Origin of the sequence: Streptomyces coeruleorubidus (assembly GCF_008705135.1) — a bacterium.
GTDB lineage: Bacteria > Actinomycetota > Actinomycetes > Streptomycetales > Streptomycetaceae > Streptomyces > Streptomyces coeruleofuscus.
This window is the reverse complement of the sequence record NZ_CP023694.1, coordinates 2,732,775-2,749,384: the sequence shown is the minus strand read 5'-3', so window position 1 is coordinate 2,749,384 and position 16,610 is coordinate 2,732,775. Positions and strand designations below refer to the sequence as shown.

At 72.1% G+C, this 16,610-nt stretch carries 17 protein-coding genes; 4 read left to right on the top strand and 13 right to left on the bottom strand.

What is annotated here, in order from left to right:
* The first annotated feature begins 16 nt into the window (after positions 1-16).
* Both CP976_RS12780 and CP976_RS12775 read left to right on the top strand, forming a co-directional pair.
* Positions 17-1,636, top strand: a complete 1,620-nt coding sequence (locus tag CP976_RS12780; RefSeq protein WP_150480467.1) for a fused response regulator/phosphatase — start codon at positions 17-19, stop codon at positions 1,634-1,636.
* Between the two features lie 30 nt (positions 1,637-1,666).
* Positions 1,667-2,023 carry a 5-carboxymethyl-2-hydroxymuconate Delta-isomerase gene (locus CP976_RS12775; protein ID WP_150480466.1) on the top strand — a complete coding sequence of 119 codons (357 nt, stop codon included), beginning with the start codon at positions 1,667-1,669 and terminating at the stop codon, positions 2,021-2,023.
* A gap of 49 nt (positions 2,024-2,072) precedes the next feature.
* Here the strand turns inward: CP976_RS12775 and CP976_RS12770 are convergent, their stop codons facing one another.
* The 3 genes from CP976_RS12770 to CP976_RS12760 all read right to left on the bottom strand — a co-directional run bounded on the left by CP976_RS12770 (position 2,073) and on the right by CP976_RS12760 (position 5,377).
* Positions 2,073-2,762, bottom strand: a complete 690-nt coding sequence (locus tag CP976_RS12770) for a TetR/AcrR family transcriptional regulator (RefSeq protein ID WP_086845292.1) — start codon at positions 2,760-2,762, stop codon at positions 2,073-2,075.
* Between the two features lie 116 nt (positions 2,763-2,878).
* Complete coding sequence (locus CP976_RS12765; RefSeq protein ID WP_150480465.1) at positions 2,879-4,801, bottom strand: hypothetical protein; 1,923 nt, start codon at positions 4,799-4,801, stop codon at positions 2,879-2,881.
* A 48-nt stretch (positions 4,802-4,849) separates the two neighbouring features.
* Positions 4,850-5,377 (bottom strand): tetratricopeptide repeat protein, encoded by a 528-nt coding sequence (locus tag CP976_RS12760; protein WP_150480464.1) that lies wholly within the window; start codon positions 5,375-5,377, stop codon positions 4,850-4,852.
* A 146-nt stretch (positions 5,378-5,523) separates the two neighbouring features.
* On the opposite strand from CP976_RS12760, the gene CP976_RS12755 reads away from it, so the two are divergent.
* Positions 5,524-5,985, top strand: a complete 462-nt coding sequence (locus CP976_RS12755) for a hypothetical protein (RefSeq protein ID WP_150480463.1) — start codon at positions 5,524-5,526, stop codon at positions 5,983-5,985.
* Between the two features lie 68 nt (positions 5,986-6,053).
* Here CP976_RS12755 and CP976_RS12750 read toward each other — a convergent pair whose 3' ends face one another.
* From CP976_RS12750 to CP976_RS12710, 10 genes are all read right to left on the bottom strand, one after another.
* The gene (locus CP976_RS12750) at positions 6,054-7,622 is read right to left on the bottom strand and encodes a DUF1996 domain-containing protein (protein ID WP_150480462.1); all 1,569 of its coding nucleotides are present in this window, start codon (positions 7,620-7,622) and stop codon (positions 6,054-6,056) included.
* Positions 7,623-7,825: 203 nt separating this feature from the next.
* Positions 7,826-8,479, bottom strand: a complete 654-nt coding sequence (locus CP976_RS12745; RefSeq protein WP_086851022.1) for a LuxR C-terminal-related transcriptional regulator — start codon at positions 8,477-8,479, stop codon at positions 7,826-7,828.
* Positions 8,470-9,729: a sensor histidine kinase gene (locus CP976_RS12740; RefSeq protein WP_150480461.1), complete on the bottom strand. Its 1,260-nt coding sequence runs from the start codon at positions 9,727-9,729 to the stop codon at positions 8,470-8,472. The genes CP976_RS12745 and CP976_RS12740 overlap by 10 nt, the downstream gene beginning before the upstream one ends.
* A 52-nt stretch (positions 9,730-9,781) precedes the next feature.
* Positions 9,782-10,816 carry an NAD-dependent epimerase/dehydratase family protein gene (locus CP976_RS12735; RefSeq protein ID WP_167537329.1) on the bottom strand — a complete coding sequence of 345 codons (1,035 nt, stop codon included), beginning with the start codon at positions 10,814-10,816 and terminating at the stop codon, positions 9,782-9,784.
* Between the two features lie 78 nt (positions 10,817-10,894).
* Positions 10,895-11,518, bottom strand: a complete 624-nt coding sequence (locus CP976_RS12730) for a winged helix-turn-helix domain-containing protein (RefSeq protein WP_150480460.1) — start codon at positions 11,516-11,518, stop codon at positions 10,895-10,897.
* A 120-nt stretch (positions 11,519-11,638) separates the two neighbouring features.
* Entirely contained in the window at positions 11,639-11,761 is a 123-nt protein-coding gene (locus tag CP976_RS44340) for a hypothetical protein (protein ID WP_010037077.1), read from the bottom strand.
* Positions 11,762-11,852: 91 nt separating this feature from the next.
* Positions 11,853-12,788 carry a DUF6891 domain-containing protein gene (locus CP976_RS12725; protein WP_150480459.1) on the bottom strand — a complete coding sequence of 312 codons (936 nt, stop codon included), beginning with the start codon at positions 12,786-12,788 and terminating at the stop codon, positions 11,853-11,855.
* 85 nt (positions 12,789-12,873) lie between these two features.
* Positions 12,874-13,905 (bottom strand): glutamine synthetase, encoded by a 1,032-nt coding sequence (gene glnII / locus CP976_RS12720; protein WP_150480458.1) that lies wholly within the window; start codon positions 13,903-13,905, stop codon positions 12,874-12,876.
* A 364-nt stretch (positions 13,906-14,269) separates the two neighbouring features.
* Entirely contained in the window at positions 14,270-14,983 is a 714-nt protein-coding gene (locus CP976_RS12715) for an RlpA-like double-psi beta-barrel domain-containing protein (protein WP_150480457.1), read from the bottom strand.
* Between the two features lie 128 nt (positions 14,984-15,111).
* The gene (locus CP976_RS12710; RefSeq protein WP_150480456.1) at positions 15,112-15,471 is read right to left on the bottom strand and encodes an arsenate reductase family protein; all 360 of its coding nucleotides are present in this window, start codon (positions 15,469-15,471) and stop codon (positions 15,112-15,114) included.
* A gap of 199 nt (positions 15,472-15,670) precedes the next feature.
* On the opposite strand from CP976_RS12710, the gene CP976_RS12705 reads away from it, so the two are divergent.
* The gene (locus tag CP976_RS12705; RefSeq protein WP_150480455.1) at positions 15,671-15,985 is read left to right on the top strand and encodes a hypothetical protein; all 315 of its coding nucleotides are present in this window, start codon (positions 15,671-15,673) and stop codon (positions 15,983-15,985) included.
* Positions 15,986-16,610 lie beyond the last annotated feature (625 nt).

The following is a 16,610-nucleotide window of genomic DNA, read 5'->3' as shown; positions in this document are numbered from 1 at the left end:
CCGAGGGGCAGTCGAGATGTACGGCAACGGCACGCAGCAGACCTCAGGCACCACCGTGCTGGTCGTGGACGACGTCGCGGCCAGCCGGTACGCCATGGGCGCGGTGCTGAGCCGGGCCGGCCACCAGGTCGTGCCGGTCGCCAGCGGCGGCGAGGCGCTCGTCGAACTCGACGTCCGGCTGCGCGACGGCACCCTGCCCGACGTGGCCCTCGTCGACGTGGGCCTGCCGGACATGAGCGGCTTCGAACTGTGCCGCCGGGTACGGGCCCGGCCCCCCATGGCCGCGCTGCCCGTCGTGCACTTCTCCGCCGCCGCGACCGCGCCCGGCGACCGGTGCCGGGGACTGGACGCGGGCGGCGACGCCTATCTGACCGTGCCCGCCGAGCCGCAGGAGATCCAGGCCGTCGTACGGGCCGCCGTGCGCGGGGCCCGCCGCAGCACGGGCGCCGAGACCGCCGTCCACCGTCTGACGCTGCTGTCCGAGGCCATCGTCACCGTGCAGGCCGCCCGCTGCCCGCGGGAACTCGCCGCCGCGGCCGCCGAAGGCGCCGCACACCTCACCGACTCGCCCGCCGTGGTGTTCGTGATCGGCCCGGACGGCGAGCCGTACCGGGGCACGGCCCGGTGCCGCCCCGCACCGGCGGACAGCGGCGCGCACCAGGCGGCGGCCCGGCTGGTCACCCGGCTCGCGGAGGGCCGCACGGGCGTCACCAGCACCGTCGTCCCCGCGCCGCTGTGGCCGGCCGGGATGTTCCGGGCGGGCGTCGAGGAGGACGCCCGCCTGACCGTGGCGACCGCCCAGGACGGCCGGACGGCGGTCTGCCTCGCCACGCCCGTACGGCGCGCCGCGATCACCGACCCCGCGGCCGACGGGCTGCTCGCCCGCCTCGCCCAGGCCTGCGCGCTCGCCGCCGAGCCGCTGCTGCTGTACCGGGTGGAGCGGCATGTCGCCCTCACCCTCCAGCACAGCTTCCTGCCCCAGCCGCACAAGCTGCCGCACCTGCCCGGCGTCGACATCGTCGTCCGCTACGTGCCCGCCTCCCCGCAGACCGAGATCGGCGGCGACTTCTACGCCGCCCTGCGCACCGGCGAGGGCGTGCTCACCGCCGTCGGGGACGTCGTCGGGCACTCGCTGGACGCGGCCACCGTCATGGTCGAGATCCGGCACGCGCTGCGCGCCTACTGCGTGACCGAGAGCGACCCGGCGGTCCTGGCCGGGCGGCTCGACCGGATGCTCCAGCAGTACCACCCCGACGTCACGGCGACCGTCTGCCTGGCCCTGGTCGATCCCGGTAGCGGGCGGGTGCGGATCGCCAACGCCGGGCACATCCCGCCGCTGATCCTGCGCGACGGGGGCGGCGCCGAGTACGTCGACGCGTGCGGTCCGCTGCTCGGGCTGGGCCTGGAACGGCCCGCCCCGAGCGAGCGGCACCTGGCCCCCACCGACCGCCTCCTCATGGTCACCGACGGCCTCATCGAGACCCGCGGCACTCCCCTGGAGACCTCCCTGGAACAGCTCCGCACGGCCGCCTCCGACGCCCCGGCCGGTCTCGACACCCTCTGCGACGTGCTGCTCGGCTGTTTCGGCCGCGACCGGGAGGACGACATCGCGATGCTGGCGCTGAGGTTAGGGTGAGCCCGATGGCCGCCTAGAACAGGAGTGCTCATGCCGCAGATCACCGTCGACTATTCCGCCGACCTCGCGGACGACTTCGACCGGCCCGGGTTCGCGAAGGCGCTGCACGAGGCCACGGTCGACATCGCGGCCGCCAAGCCGGCGGCGTGCAAGACCCGGTTCCGCCGGACCGAGGACGTCGTGGTCGGCCCCGAGACCGAGGGGCACGCCCATGTGCACGTCCACATCGCGCTGCTCGCCGGCCGCACCGAGGAGACCAGGGCCCGGCTCACCGAGGCCACCCTGGAGTTGCTGCGCACCCACCTGAAGACCACCGACGGGCGCGTGCTGCACGCCTCCGCCGAGGTGCGCGAACTGGACGCGTCCTACCGGAAGTTCGAGAGCTGAGCGGTTTCAGGTCGCCGGCGCCGCCGGAAGTTTCGAGAGCCGAGCCGTCTCAGGTCGCCAGCGCCAGCAGGCGGCCGGCCAGGGTGGCGAACGGGCCGTCGGCCGGCTCCTCCTGGGCGATGCGGCGCAGCAGGGCGGCCATCTCTGCGTCCTGGGCGGCGCTGACGGCGGTGAGCGCGGCGAAGTCGTGGACGAGCTGGACCTCCAGCTCGGCCCGCGGGATGCGCCGGCCGTCCAGCCAGATCAGCGCCGTCGACTCGGCGAGCGAGATCCAGGAACGCACGACCAGTTCCAGCCGCGCGGGCGGATCGGTCACGCCCAGATGCGAAAGGATCTGGACATACGCGGCCTGCCGCACGGAGTCGATGAGCGCGTTGGTCGTCGAGGAGCCGACCGCCGGACCGCCGCGCATGAGGGCGGAGAAACCGGGGCCGTGCTCGTCGACGAAGTCGAAGAAGCGACGCATCACACGCAGCAGCCGCGCCCCCAGCGGCCCCTCGTGCGGCTCCACGAACCGGGCCGCGAGATCGTCCGAGGCCCGCTTCAACGCGGCCTCGTACAGGCTGAGTTTGCCGGGAAAGTAGTGGTAGACCAACGGGCGTGAAATGCCCGCGGCCGACGCTATCTCGTCGATGGAGACCTCGTCGGGCGAGCGGCGGCTGAACAGTTCGAGGGCGACGCCGATCAACTGCTGCCGCCGCTCCTCGACTCCCAATCTGCGGCGAACCCCGGTAGTCATGCGAACACCTTACCGATCGATTCCGGCCTTGAACGGATCGGATCGGTCCGGGATCGGTCGGGGATCGTCCGGGGATGGTCACCCAGGGGCGCCGGACGGGGCGCCTCAGCCGCCGTTCAGCGCAGCCCGCCGATCGGGCGCCCGTCCCGCAGTGTCCCCTTCAGCTCGGCCCGAGCCCCCCGCTCGGCCGGCACGGTCAGCAAACTGGTCTGCGACGCCCCGCCGACCCCGCCCGTCGCGCGGATCGACGCGGTGTCCCGGCTGCCGGCGGCCAGCAGATACCAGCCGCCCGCCTTCGACTTCCACAGCACTCCGGCCAGCACGTGCGGTTCGCGCGCCCCGCAGGCGAGCACGTTCTCGGCCTTCGCCGCCACCGCCCCGTACCTCCCGCCCGGCGTGTGGAACTGGGCCAGCACCCGCGCTCCGCCGCCCCGCCAGGTCTCGGCCCGGGTGCACACCCACGCGGCCGAACCGCTCGCGTCCGGCAGCGGCTGCCTGTTGAACGCCCAGGCGTTGACGCTCCGCACGCCCGCCGAGCGCACCGTGCCCAGCGAGCAGGCGAACGGCCCCCAGGTGCGCAGCGCCTCGGCACCGGACGCCTCGCGCGGTGAGCCGGGCCGTCCGGCGGTGAGCCGGGCCGGGACCAGTTCGCCGAGGTCGGTCAGCAGCCGCGTTCTCGTGCCGTCGCTCAGTTGCAGCACGTTCCACGACGTGCACGCGCCGGCCCGCAGAACCGGGCTGGCCAGCGGCGCGGTCACACCGTCGGCGAGGGCCAGGTCCATCGCGCCGGAGCCCGGCTTCATCAGGTCCCGCTCGCCCGCCTCCTTCACCCAAGGGGCGGTCAGATAGCGGACGTTGCCGTCGGACCGGCCGAGGACCACCGCGCCCGCCTCGGCCCGGCCCGCGCCGTCGACCCGGGCGAAGTCGAGGGCGGCGCCCTGCGTGCCCTCCTTCGGCTCGGCGTACCGGGCGACGCGCAGACCGTCGTAGAGGATCACCACGCGCGCCGCGTCGACCGTCCCCGCGTACAGCAACTGGGGTGGTCCGGCCGGGCCGCCGGACGGGGTGCCGGGCGTCGCGGACACCCCGACCGTCTCGCCCGGGCGGGCCCAGACGGCCAGGGCGCGGCGCAGCAGGGGCGAGTCGCCGGTGAGCTCGCCGCGGGCCGGCCACACCGAGAAGTCCGTGCGCGCCGAGCCCCGCCACGCGGCGGGGGAGACCCGGGTCAGCTTCGCGGGGTCCAGGGCGGCCTGGGCGGCCGGGTTCCGCGCGTACGGCGGCGCGGCGGCGCCGTCGGGGCCCCACCCATCGCCGGGCAGACCCAGCAGCGCCCCGCACACCAGCAGGGCCGCCCCCGCGGCCAGCGCGGCCTTCAGGTGCTGGCGGCGCCGCATGAGGTCGGTGGGGCGGGCCTGAAGCGAGCACGGGTCGAACTCGGGGGAGTCGAGCAGTCCGTACTGCGCGGGGATCCCGTCGGCCTCCAGCAGCGCACCGTCCGCGTCGGCGACCCCCGCGGTCGTGAGCACCTTGCGTACGCCGTCGTCCGTCAGCCGCTCCAGGCCGCGCAGCGCGTAGGCGGCCCGGGCCGGGCCGGACAGGGTGGACAGCCGCTGGTCCAGGGCGAGTTCGTCGGCGCCGCCGGACCGCGGGAACAGCTTCAGCCCCCACACCTGCGGCAGCACCGGCGGCAACTGGGACCGCTTCGGCCAGGCCTTGCGCTTCAGGGGCAGCCCCGCCTCCAGCGCCGTACGCAGCACCTGGAGACGGACCAGGGCGTAGCCCGGGTCACCGTCACGGCCGGTCGACTGGGCCGGGATCACCGGCGCCGGTGTGCGGTTGCGGGGAAGTGCGCGCTGGGTGAGGGCGTGTGCGGTGAGGACGCGCCTGCTGCGGCCCAGGCCCGGCGGCAGCACCAGATAGGCGAGCCGCACGAGCCGCGGATAGTGCTCGACGAGCGCGGCCTCGGCCTGCTCGACATCGACGACCGGGCCGGCGGGGGAGGGGGGCGCGGGGCGCTGGGCGACATCCTGTGACTGCACGTTCAGCAGAACGAGCGAATCGGGGGATGGTCACCTGACCACGGGGCGTCACGCCCCTGGCTGCTCCCCGGGCTCCACCAGCAGCCGGGCGTAGTTCGCCATCGACCGCTGGTAGCGCGGCAGGTGCGGGGCCAGGGCGCCGAGGGTCAGCGACAGCGCCTCGCGATCGCGGCCCAGGCTCGACAGGCACAGCGCGAGCGTGGCCCGCACCGGGTCGTCCAGCTCGTCGGACGGAGCTTCCAGCTCGGGCGTCAGCAGCGCGACGCCCTCCTCAGCCTGTCCGATGTTCCGCAGCGAGCTGGCCATCTGGATCTTCGTCCGGCGGGCCTTGTAGGGGCTGACGTCGGCGAGGCCGAGCTCGAGCGCCTCCCGGTAGAGCGGGACCGCCTTGTCCGAGTGGCCCGTGGAGTCCCAGGCGCACGCCTGCTCGAACGGACCGAGCGGGCTGCCCTCCGGCAGCTCGGCGACGAGGGCGTCGACGTCGGAGCGGAAGCGGGCCTCGTCCTCCTCGGTTTCGGCGTAGTCGTCGAACCGGTCCCACAAGGCGGCCACGCGATCTTCCCAGTCCTGGTTCACCGGGACAGACTCGCACGGACGTGCCCGCGGTGGCACCTGGATTTGAGCGCTGCGCCCGCCGCAGCCGTATCGAAGACGAGAGCCTCTTGCCGGGGCTCCGTGCGGCATGCGTCCGGACCGTGCCGTGACAAGGACCGGAGGAACAGATGAGGGTGACCCGACCGATGCTCGCGCTGAGCGGCGCGGTGGCGATACTGGCGCTGACCGGCTGCGGATCCGGCGGCAAGGGCGAGGCGGCCGCGCCGGAGACGGTGACCGGCAGTCTGGAGCACATCGCGGCCGAGGCCAAGTGCAAGCCGGACATGCAGACCGACGCCGACACCATCCGCCAGGCCCTGTGCAAGAAGGGCAAGGAGAAATACGTCCTCGCGACCTTCGCCACCGACCGCGGACAGCGCGAGTGGCTGAACGGGGCGAAGGACTACGGCGGCTACTACCTGGTCGGCCGCAAGTGGGTCGCCGTCGGCGAGAAGAAGACGGTCACGGCGCTCCAGGGCACCATCGGCGGGACCATGGAGGAAGGCTCCGAGCACATGAATCCCGGTGGCAGTCACAACAGCGGCAACCACGACAGCGGCAAACACGGCAGTGGCGGCGGCCACGGCTGACCGCGCGGGCCGGGCAAGCGAAAGCCGGCGGTGGGAAATCCCACCGCCGGCTTTCACTTACGTGCGGACTACTGGCAGTCCTCGCCGTTGTTGATGCACTGGACCATCTCGTTCATCACGTTCTCGTCGAAGAAGTTGATGAAGTCGTTGTGGTCGGTGATCGCCTTGTGCAGCTGCTCCGGGAAGGAGTCCACCGCGAAGGCGTTCTGTATCTGCCCGTTGTTGATCTGCGGCGCCTGCACGTCGTAGACCAGGCGGACCTGGAGCTGGGGGATGGCCTGGAAGCCGTTCGAGCAGCTGCCGTCCGCCTCCACGAAGTCCACGTGGGTGCGGTGGTTGGCGCTGTCGATGTTCTGGCCGTCCCAGCAGCTCTGGAAGTTGGACGTCCGGACCACGCTGCTGCCCTCGGGGCAGAGCGGGTACTTGTCCGTCACCTGACGGTCCTCGAACCCGGTGCAGCTCCAGGAGGTGTTGGCGTTGTTGAGGCCGTTGGTGAAGGCCTTGGCGTCACCGGTGATGATGCGCAGGGCCTTCGGCATCGCGACGACGTCGCTGGTGCGGTTGCCGACGAACTTGAGCTGGGCCTCGGCCGGCTCGACGATCTTGCCGACGTTGCCGTCCTGACCGCCACCGGGCTGGCCGGCGTCGATGTCGTCCGAACCGTCCTGGATCCGCAGGACCGGCCAGAAGTACGAGGACTTGTCGCCCTGGTTCTGGCAGGTCGTCTCGGCGTTCGCCAGGTCCTCGTCGCTCGCGAAGGCGTTGTTGCTCTGGTTGCCGACGTAGTCGTGCTGGTGCTGCGCGCCGTTGGAGACGCCGGGCGCCACGATCACGTTGTCCGAGTTGCGGTTCTCGTTCTCGTTGGTGCCGCAGTTCGTGGTGAACGAGCCCGTGGAACCGCCGTCGCCGTTCGCGGCGAGACCGTTCGGCAGGTTGCGGGAGTTGGGCTGGACGTCCTCGATGTTGATGAAGTCGTCGGCCACCGGGCCGTTGTTGGCCTGACCGCCGTTGCCGCCCTGACCCTGGTCCTGGCCGTTGTCACCGCCCTGGTCCTGACCGCCGTTGTCCTGACCCTGGTCCTGGCCCTGGTCCTGGCCCTGGTCCTGACCGTCGTTGTTCTGGCCGTCGTTGTTCTGACCGCCCCCGGCCTCGCCGTCGTTGGTGTTCGCGTCGGCGGCCATGCCCTTGCATTCCGCCATCTGGGCGAGGTTGTCCGGGGCCTGGCCACCCACCCGCCGGATGTTGATGCCGATCCGGTCGATGACAGCGGTCCGCTTCGACTTCAGCGGGCCGAGGATGGCGTTGTTGACGAAGCCCGAGTCACCGGCCTGGGCCTGACGCGTGGAGGCGAGCCGGGTGTAGGCCTCGCTGATCTGCTTGTCGAGGTTCGCCAGCTCCTTGTCCACCCCCTGCCGCGCACCCTCCGGCACATCGGTGAGCTGCTGCCCGACGTCCGGGCACTGGATCGTGGCGATCTGTGCGCCCGCGGCCTTCGTCTGGTTCGCCGAGTTCTCCTCATGCGCCGAGGCATAGAAGTTTGCCCAGATCAGCCCGCCCCCACCGAGCGCTAGGGCCGCCGATGCGGCTATGGCCTTGGTGGCCATCGGCGTCCGGCGTTTTCTTGTGTTGCGTCCCATGGAACTCCTCTGACTTCCTTTTTCGGGGGCATCGAGGCGCCCGACAGGAGTGAAGCGGCGCCCTTCCATACGGAGGCCGTCCCAGGGGTGTTCAGATGTCTCGGAAATTGATGCGAGATTCGTGAGGGAGCTGTGTCCTCAACAGCCTCTTGCGCACCGGGAGTTGTTGATCCCCGACAGCGGGTGAATAAGCAGGTCCGGTTTCACCGGCCGTGGTCGAGATACGCGAGAACCGCCAGCACGCGCCGGTTGTCGTCGTCCGAGACCTCCAGTCCCAGTTTGGCGAAGATGTTCGCGGTGTGCTTGGCGATCGCCCGTTCCGTCACGACCAGCCTGCCCGCGATCGCCGCGTTGGTCCGGCCCTGCGCCATCAGCTCCAGCACCTCCCGCTCGCGGGGAGTCAGCCGGGCCAGCGGCCGGCCGTCGCCCGCCTGCCGGGCCAGCAGCTGCTGGATGACCTGCGGATCCATCGCCGTACCACCGGCGGCGACCCGCCGTACCGCGTCCACGAACTGCTCGGCGTCGAACACCCGGTCCTTCAGCAGGTATCCGACGCCGCCGCTGCCGTCGGCGAGCAGCTCACGCGCGTAGAGCTGTTCCACGTGCTGGGAGAGCACCAGCACCGGCAGCCCGGGCCGTTTCCTGCGTGCGTCGAGCGCGCACTGAAGCCCCTCGTCGGTGTGCGTGGGCGGCAGGCGGACGTCGACCACGGCGACGTCCGGCTCCAGCTCGGCCAGCGCGGCGGCCAGTTCGGGACCGGACTCGACGGCCGCCGCGATCTCGAAGTCGTGCGCCTGGAGCAGCCGGACGAGTCCGTCGCGCAGCAGGAACAGGTCTTCGGCCAGGACTACGCGCAAGGGATCTCCATGGTGACCATGGTGGGACCGCCCGCGGGGCTGCTGACGGCCAGGACGCCGTCGAATGTACCCAGTCGCCGCTCCACCCCGGCCAGTCCGGAACCGGCCCCGATCACCGCACCTCCCTTGCCGTTGTCGGTGACGGTCGCCCGCAGATGGCCGTCCGCGTGGTGCAGGTCGACCCAGATCCGGTCGGCGCCGGAGTGCTTCACGGCGTTGGTGAGCACCTCGCTCACGGCGAAGTACGCGGCGGACTCCACGGGCGCCTCCGCCCGCCCGGGCAGGTCCACGTTCACCTCGGTGGCCACCGGCAGCCGCAGCGCCAGCGCCCGTACGGCGTCACCCAGTCCGCGCTCGGCGAGGACCGGCGGATGGATGCCGCGCACCAGCTCGCGCAGCTCGGCCAGCGCTTCGACCGAGGACGTGCGGGCCTGCGCGATCAGCTCCTTGGCCTTGGCCGGGTCCTTGTCGAGGAGCGCCTCGATGGTGCCCAGGTCCATGCCGACCGCCACCAGCCGGGCCTGGGCCCCGTCGTGCAGATCCCGTTCGATGCGCCGCAGTTCGGCGGCGGAGGAGTCGACCGCGTCCCGCCGCGTCTCGGTCAGGACCCGCACCCGCTCGGCCAGTTGGCGCTGGCCCGAGCCCAGAACGGCCTGGGTGAGGCGGAAGTGGACGTCCAGCAGGAGCGGGCTGAGGAAGTGCGCGAAGAAGAGGATGACGAGGCCCAGGGCAGCGGCACCGAGCGCGGACACCTGCCCCGTGACCGGCACGAATCCGTACCAGTACCCGTCGGGGAAGACCCGCCACAGCCCGACCGCGAGCGCGAAGCCCTCCAGCGGGTACAGCCACAGCGCGGCCGGCAGCAGCGCGGTGACGAACCCCGCCGTCATGTCGACCGGCAGCCACATCAGGTCCCGCCAGGTCGCCGGGTCGCGCAGCATCCCGAAGGTGCGCGTCCACGGGTTGGCGTTCCTCGGCAGCGGCCGGTACGCCGGAGGTATCCGCACCCCGCCCCACTCCGCCGCGAGCACTCGCCGCCAGTTCGCGAACGCCCGCACCCCCGTCAGTACGTACGGCGTCGTGACGAGCCCGATGCCGATCGGGATGAGCGCCATGGACACCAGGGACAGGGTGAAGCACAGCACCGCCCCCGGCAGGGAGACCAGGGCGACCCCCAGCCCCCGCATCGCGGCGAGCCCGATGCCCCGCCCCTTGGTACGCCCGTTGCCGTTCTTCGTGTCGATGGTCATGGCGTCAGTCTTGCCGAGCGGAGTGCGCGGGTCACTGGGCCGACCACCCCGGTCAGGGGGTGGTGCTACCTACACCCCTCCCGTCTCCGCCGGCCGCGAGCACCCTCGCCTCCACCTCCGGGGCGAGCCCCGTCCTCGTCCGGTCCGGGCGCTGGGGTGCCGTGCCGCCGATGTCCTGGAGCCACCGCCAGGTGTCGGCCACGGTCTCCTCGACGGGTCGGCAGCTCAGAGCCGATTCGACCGCCCGGGAGACGTCCGCGCCGTGCAGCGCGTCGTGCAGGTCGCTGCCCGGCGGCACCCACACCGGCAGCTCGGTCCACGGTTCGATGCCCGCCTTGAGGATCGCGTCGGGTTCGGTCCACCGGAGTTCGGCCGCACCACCGGTGACCCGGACGCAGGCGTCCAGCAACTCGCCCATGGTGGCGTGCCCCTGCGGACTGATCAGGTTGTACGGCCCGCTCAGCTCCCGCTGCGCCGCGTGCAGGATCCACTCGGCCAGGTCACGGACGTCCACGTACTGAAGGGGCAGCTCACGTGGGCCCGGAGCCAGCACCGGGCCGCCGCGCGCCATGCGACCCAGCCACCAGGGCAGTCGGCCGACGTTCTCGTACGGGCCGAGGATCAGCCCCGCCCGTACGAGCACCGACCGGTCCTCGCCGAAGGCGTCCAGGACGGCCAGTTCGCCGCCCCGTTTGTCCCGCGGGTAGTCGGTCTGGTCAGCGTCGGCCGACGCGCCCTCCACCAGGGGCGCGTCCTCGCCGTATCCGGCGGGAGGGGCCCACGCGTACACCGAGCAGCTCGACACGTACACGTACCGGCGGGCGCGGCCCCGCAGCAGCCGCGCCGCGTCCAGCACCGCGCGGGGCGCCGCCGACCAGGTGTCGACGACGACGTCCCACTCGCCCGGGTGCTCGGCGAGGGCGGCCAGACCGCCGGGCGTGGTGCGGTCGCCCAGCAGCGACCGCACGCCGGCCGGCGCCTCGTGCCGCCCCCGGTGGAAGACGGTCACCTCCCAGCCCCGCCCCAGGGCCGCCTCCACGACCGCCCGGCCGGCGAACTCCGTACCACCCAGCATCAGAAGTCTCATGCCTCGGACTCTGCCCGGTGGGGCGAGAGGACGGAACGGTGATCTGCTGTCAGCAGACGGGCCGGCGGGGGAGGGGCCTCAGTGCGCCGTCGGCGGCACGTACTTGTAGCCGACCCGCCGCACCGTGCGGATCGTGTCGCGGTGTTCGGCACCCAGCTTGCGGCGCAGGCGGGCGACGTGGACGTCGACCGTACGGCCGTCGCCCACATGCCCGTAGCCCCACACCGTGCCGACCAGCTGGTCACGGGTGTGGACCCGGCCCGGATGCGCCACGAGGTGGGCCAGCAGCTCGAACTCCAGGTAGGTGAGGTCGAGCTGACGCCCCGCCACCTCGGCCGTGCGCTGCACGGTGTCGACCCGGATCAGCGGCTCACCGCCCGGCTCGGGGCCTGCGGGGCCTTCGGGGCTTTCGAAGACTGCGGGGCTTTCGACGCGGGTGGTCTCCGACCGGTCCGGCACCGCCGCCGGGAACGGCGGCTGCTGGTCGGCCGGGACGAGCACCAGATAGCCGATCATCGGCGGCTGCCCCGGCAGCGTGGGCAGGGTGTGCTGGGGCGCCGGGAGCCAGGTGGCACCGGGCGGCAGCAGGTCCGCGACCGTCACCACCTCATCCCGGTCGACGGCACGCAGCCGGTGCCGGGGCCCGGTGGCCGAGGGGGCGTTGAAGGGGGCGGCGGGAGACAGGGAACGAGTGGTCGCCATGAGAGGTCAGCTCTTTCGCGCGAGGAGTTCGTCGGAGAGGTCGACGGCCGCGATTCGTGGTCGGGCTCGCCGAGGGACGTACGCGGTTCGCGCTGGCCGAAGGCCGGGGGGTGTACGGCTTTAGAGGGCCGGCGCGTTCGTCGCGCGGCAACACACCCGGTCGAAGTCGTGGTCCTGACGGGACGGCCAGAAGGGCTCGAGGTCATGGCGACCCGTCGCGGTGTGCTTCTGGTAGCTGGCCATGAGGCCATTGAAGCAGACGGGGGCCAGGTGCCGGGACCCTCCTCTCACAGCTTGGACATCCGCCGGGAGGGCCTTTGGCCCCTCCGGCACCTCATCCCACCAGGCGCTTGCGCCACTCCAGGGGCGCGACGTCGATCGCCTTGCCCGGGTCGCCGTCCCACTCCGCGGACAGCCCGGCCGCGGCCAGCGCCGCCACCACCTCGTGTCCGACGGCTTTCGTGGTCTCCTCGGAGCCGTCGAATCCGCCGTAGTAGAGCGACAGGCCGTGTCCCCGCGCCGCGCCGCGCGTGCCCTGGTGGTGGAAGAAGACGAATCCCCGCACCCCGGGCTTGCCGTCCGCCTCCGCGCCGATCTCCGTCAGGCCGCAGCCGCGGCAGCAGGCGAAGTCCTCCCGGGCGACGATGCCGGCGTCCTCCAGGGCCGCGAAGGCCTGCTCCAGCCGGTCCGGACCGGTCGGCCCGGCCCACGTCTCCTGCTCGTCGAGCCGGTCCAGCCACAGCCGCTCGACGATCTCGCGGGCCTGCGTCCGGGAGACGGGGGAGGCGCCCTCGCCGTCCTCCATCAGGTACACCGTCTCCCGGATCATCGCCTCGATGCCCAGATAGCCGTCCCGGAGCATCTCGCGGACGTGCTCCTCGGCCCGCGCGGCGACCTTGGCCGCGAGGGCAGGGGCCTCCTCGGGCAGCCCGAACTCCTCACGCTCCCAGGAGACTCCGGCGTCCCAGCCGTCCTCCTGCCGCGCCCAGCGCTCCATCACCTCGGCGACGAGGCCCGGGTCGGTCACCCGGGCCACCCACATGTGGGGGACGCGGCCCGTGCGGTGCTGGAGGTCGTACGCCCCGTCCCCGTCGCGTGCCGTCTGGATGAAGAGCAGCGGCCGGTCCGGTATCCGCTGCACGACGAGGAAGTGGTCGTCGTCCCCGCCGATCCGCTGCACCAGCTCGCGCAGTCGCCGCGCCGGGATCCGCGCGTACGTCTGCCCGCTCTCCGTCTTCACCTTGATGTCGAGGCCCCCGTCGATCTTCATGCCCCCACGATGACATGGCCCACTGACAACGCGAGGGGGCGCCCACCGCGCACGGTGAGCGCCCCTCAGGAGCCTTGCGGGTGGATCAGACCTGGCCGGCCTTCTCCAGCGCCGAGCAGCAGGTGTCGACGAGCAGGCGGGTCACCACGTACGGGTCGACGTTGGCGTTCGGACGGCGGTCCTCGATGTAGCCCTTGCCGTCCTTCTCGACCTGCCACGGGATACGGACCGAGGCGCCGCGGTTGGAGACGCCGTAGGAGTACTCGTTCCACGGGGCGGTCTCGTGCAGACCGGTCAGGCGGTCGTCGATGCCCGCGCCGTAGTTCTTGACGTGGTCGAGCGGCTTGGAGCCCTCACCGAGCGACTCGGCCGCGGTGATGATCGCGTCGTAGGACTCGCGCATCGCCTTGGTGGAGAAGTTGGTGTGCGCGCCGGCGCCGTTCCAGTCGCCCTTGACCGGCTTCGGGTCGAGCGTGGCGGCGATGTCGAAGTCCTCGGCGGTGCGGTAGAGCAGCCAGCGGGCCACCCACAGCTGGTCGGAGACCTCCAGGGGGGCGAGCGGGCCGACCTGGAACTCCCACTGGCCGGGCATGACCTCGGCGTTGATGCCGGAGATGCCCAGGCCCGCCTTCAGGCAGTTGTCCAGGTGCGCCTCGACGACGTCACGGCCGAAGATCTCGTCGGCGCCGACACCGCAGTAGTAGCCGCCCTGCGGGGCCGGGAAGCCCCCCTTGGGGAAGCCGAGCGGGTAGCCGTCCTTGAAGAAGGTGTACTCCTGCTCGATGCCGAAGATCGGCTCCTGCGCCGCGAACTTCTCCTCGACCTCGGCCAGCGCGGCACGGGTGTTGCTGGCGTGCGGGGTGAGGTCGATGTTCAGGACCTCGCACAGCACCAGGATGTCGTCGCCGCCGCGGATCGGGTCCGGGCAGGTGAAGACCGGCTTGAGGACGCAGTCCGAGGCGTGGCCCTCGGCCTGGTTGGTGGAGGACCCGTCGAAGCCCCAGATCGGCAGCGCGTCGAGACCGGCGGGGGAGCCCGCGATGATCTTGGTCTTGGAACGCAGCTTGGCCGTCGGCTCGGTGCCGTCGATCCAGATGTACTCAGCCTTGAAGGTCACGGGCCACATCCTTCGGGGGTGTGTCTGGGCGCGTATCGCGGGTGCTTGCGGCGCTGCGGCACTGGGGCGCCGCGTCAATGCCCGGCAGCCTGTCAACAGGCGATTTCCCGGCCATTGCTCGAATGTGAACCCCGTGTTACCTGGTGTCGTGGTGCCCTGCCTCACGCTGTGAGGGTGTTTGGCCCCGAGGGATGAGCTGGTCACCGGCTTCCCTCCGTCAAGCCGGTGACCGGCGCCACGTGTCGCGCGGCGCGCCGGTCCTGCCGCTCCTGGCCGGGAGCGGCAGGACCGTTGACACGTACGAGGAGGCGGCCGAGGGGTGGGCCGCCGCCTCAGTGACTCACTCGTCCTCGTCCGTCCGGCGTCACCCCACCTTCTCGATCACGGCCCGGCGGATCAGGAACTTGCCGGGCTCACGGACCTGTTCGAACGCCGCGTTGTTGAGCAGCACACAGCTGCCGGAGACCGAAGTGACCTCCACCGTCGTGGACTTGTTGTTGTCCAGGTTGGTGACCTTCAGCTTCGTGCCGGCCGGGAACTGGTTGCTGGACGCGGCAGGCGCACCGTCCTCGCCGGAGAGCGTGACGGTGGAGCCGTTGCACACCTGCTGCCCGGAGGCCTCGGCGCCACCGCCGGGGTTCTCCGCGGGGGCGGACTGCGCGGGGGCGGACTGCGCGGGCTGCGAGGGCTGGGCGCCTCCGCCCTGTTGGCCGCCCTGCTGACCGCCCTGCGCGGGCTGCGACGGCTGCGCGGCCTGGGAGTCCTGAGCCGACTCCCCAACCGCGCACCCCGACGCCTCCTGCTTCCGCTTGATCTCCTCGATGACCGCCTGGCGGTTGGCGATCCTGGCTTCCGACTGGGCGTCGGGGTTGGCCTGCTGGTCGGCGATGAACTTCTGGTTGTTGCCGAGGGCGGTGGCGAGTCCCAGACAGGCCGTCGACTCCGCCGCCGACTTGGGAGCCGGCGGCGTGGCGTTCGACGTGCTCGCCATGACGAAGGCCCCGCCTCCCGCCACGGTCGCCGCGCTCACCAGCAGCGCGATCTTCTTCTTCGTGCCGAGAGTTCTCCTACGCGACATGCGCGCCTCCTGAAAGAGGTAGGGGAGCGTACGTCGCTATGTACGAGATACCGAACGAGGTTACTCAGCGGTTACAGGAGTCACTGAAGTAACGTCCGTCACACAAGAAGGAGATCTCCTGGGGGCCTCTACCGGGAGAGGGCATCTCGTACGGCCTCGTCGGTGCGCGCGACCACCGCCGTACCGTCGTCCGCCGTGATGATCGGCCGCTGGATCAGCTTGGGATGCTCGGCGAGGGCCTTGATCCACCGTTCCCGCGCACTCGCGTCGCGGGGCCAGTCCTTGACGCCGAGTTCCTTGGCGGCGGGCTCCTGGGTGCGGGTGATGTCCCAGGGCTCCAGTCCGAGCCGGTCCAGCACGCCCCGGATCTCGTCCTCGTTCGGCACGTCCTCCAGGTAGCGGCGGACGGTGTAGTCGGCGCCCTCGGCGTCGAGCAGCTGCACGGCACTGCGGCACTTCGAACAGGCCGGGTTGATCCAGATCTCCATGGCCCCACGGTACGCCCCCGTGACGCCGGGGAGCGTGGCTCGAAACTCGTTCTCCACTTGTGTCACGGCACCCCCGAAAGGCCTTGTGGCCAGGGCCTTTTGTCAGTGGTGGGCAGTAGAATAGAAGCAGTGTTCGAGGGTGGCGCCGGGGTCGCCGAGGACCCCGGTGAGCCGCCCTCACCGCGACAGGAGGATGCCTGTGCCCGCTGCCGCACTCAAGCCGAAGCCGCTGCCCACCCAGTCCACCGCGAAGCGCCCCGTCCTGCTCGACCTGCCGTACGTGCCCGTGGAGAAGCGGCCGCTGCCGCCGGGCCGTCCGCGCGAGTGGTACGTCACGCACAACCGTCGCCTCAAGGCGATGCGCCTTGCCATCGCCCTGCTCGACTCCGGCGTCTACATGCCGAACCAGGCCCGCAACGAGACGATCCGCGACACGGCGGAACTGATCGGCGTCCACCCGCCGTCGGACACGACGTGCCACATGGTGAGGGCGCTCATGCGGTACGCGCGCTGACCTGACCCGATTCCGAGCGCCGGGTGCCCTGTCCGCGGGGTGCCCGGCGCTTCGTCATGCCGCACGGCCCGGTGCCGCGAACACCGGCGGATTCAGGCGGGCGAAGCCCTCCTGCCGCTCGTAGGGGACCGCGGCGCGGGCGGGGGTCTACGCACGGCCCTGACGCCGCGGGGACCGGCGCTCCACGCCATGCGGGGCCGGCTCCACGCCGCGGAGACCTGGCGCCCCACACGCCGCGGAGCGCGGGCATCGGTTGCGCTCCACGCCGAAAAGACCCGGCGCTCCACGCCGCGGAGTCCCGGCGCCCCACGCCGCGGGGGCCGGCGCTCCACGCCGCGGGGGCCGGCGCTCCACGCCGCGCGGGGCCGGCTCCACGCCGCGGAGACCTGGCGCCCCACACGCTGCGGAGCGCGGGCACCGGTTGCGCTCCACGCCGAAAAGACCCGGCGCTCCACCGCGGACACCCGGCGCTCCACGCCGCTGACACCCGGCGGCCCACGCGCGGACACTCGGCGGCCCACGCCGCGGAGACCCGGCGCTCCACGCCGAGAAGACCCGGCGCCCCACGCCGTGAAGGTCGGCTCCCCACCTCGCGAAGGCCCGACGCCCCACGCCGCGAAGGCCG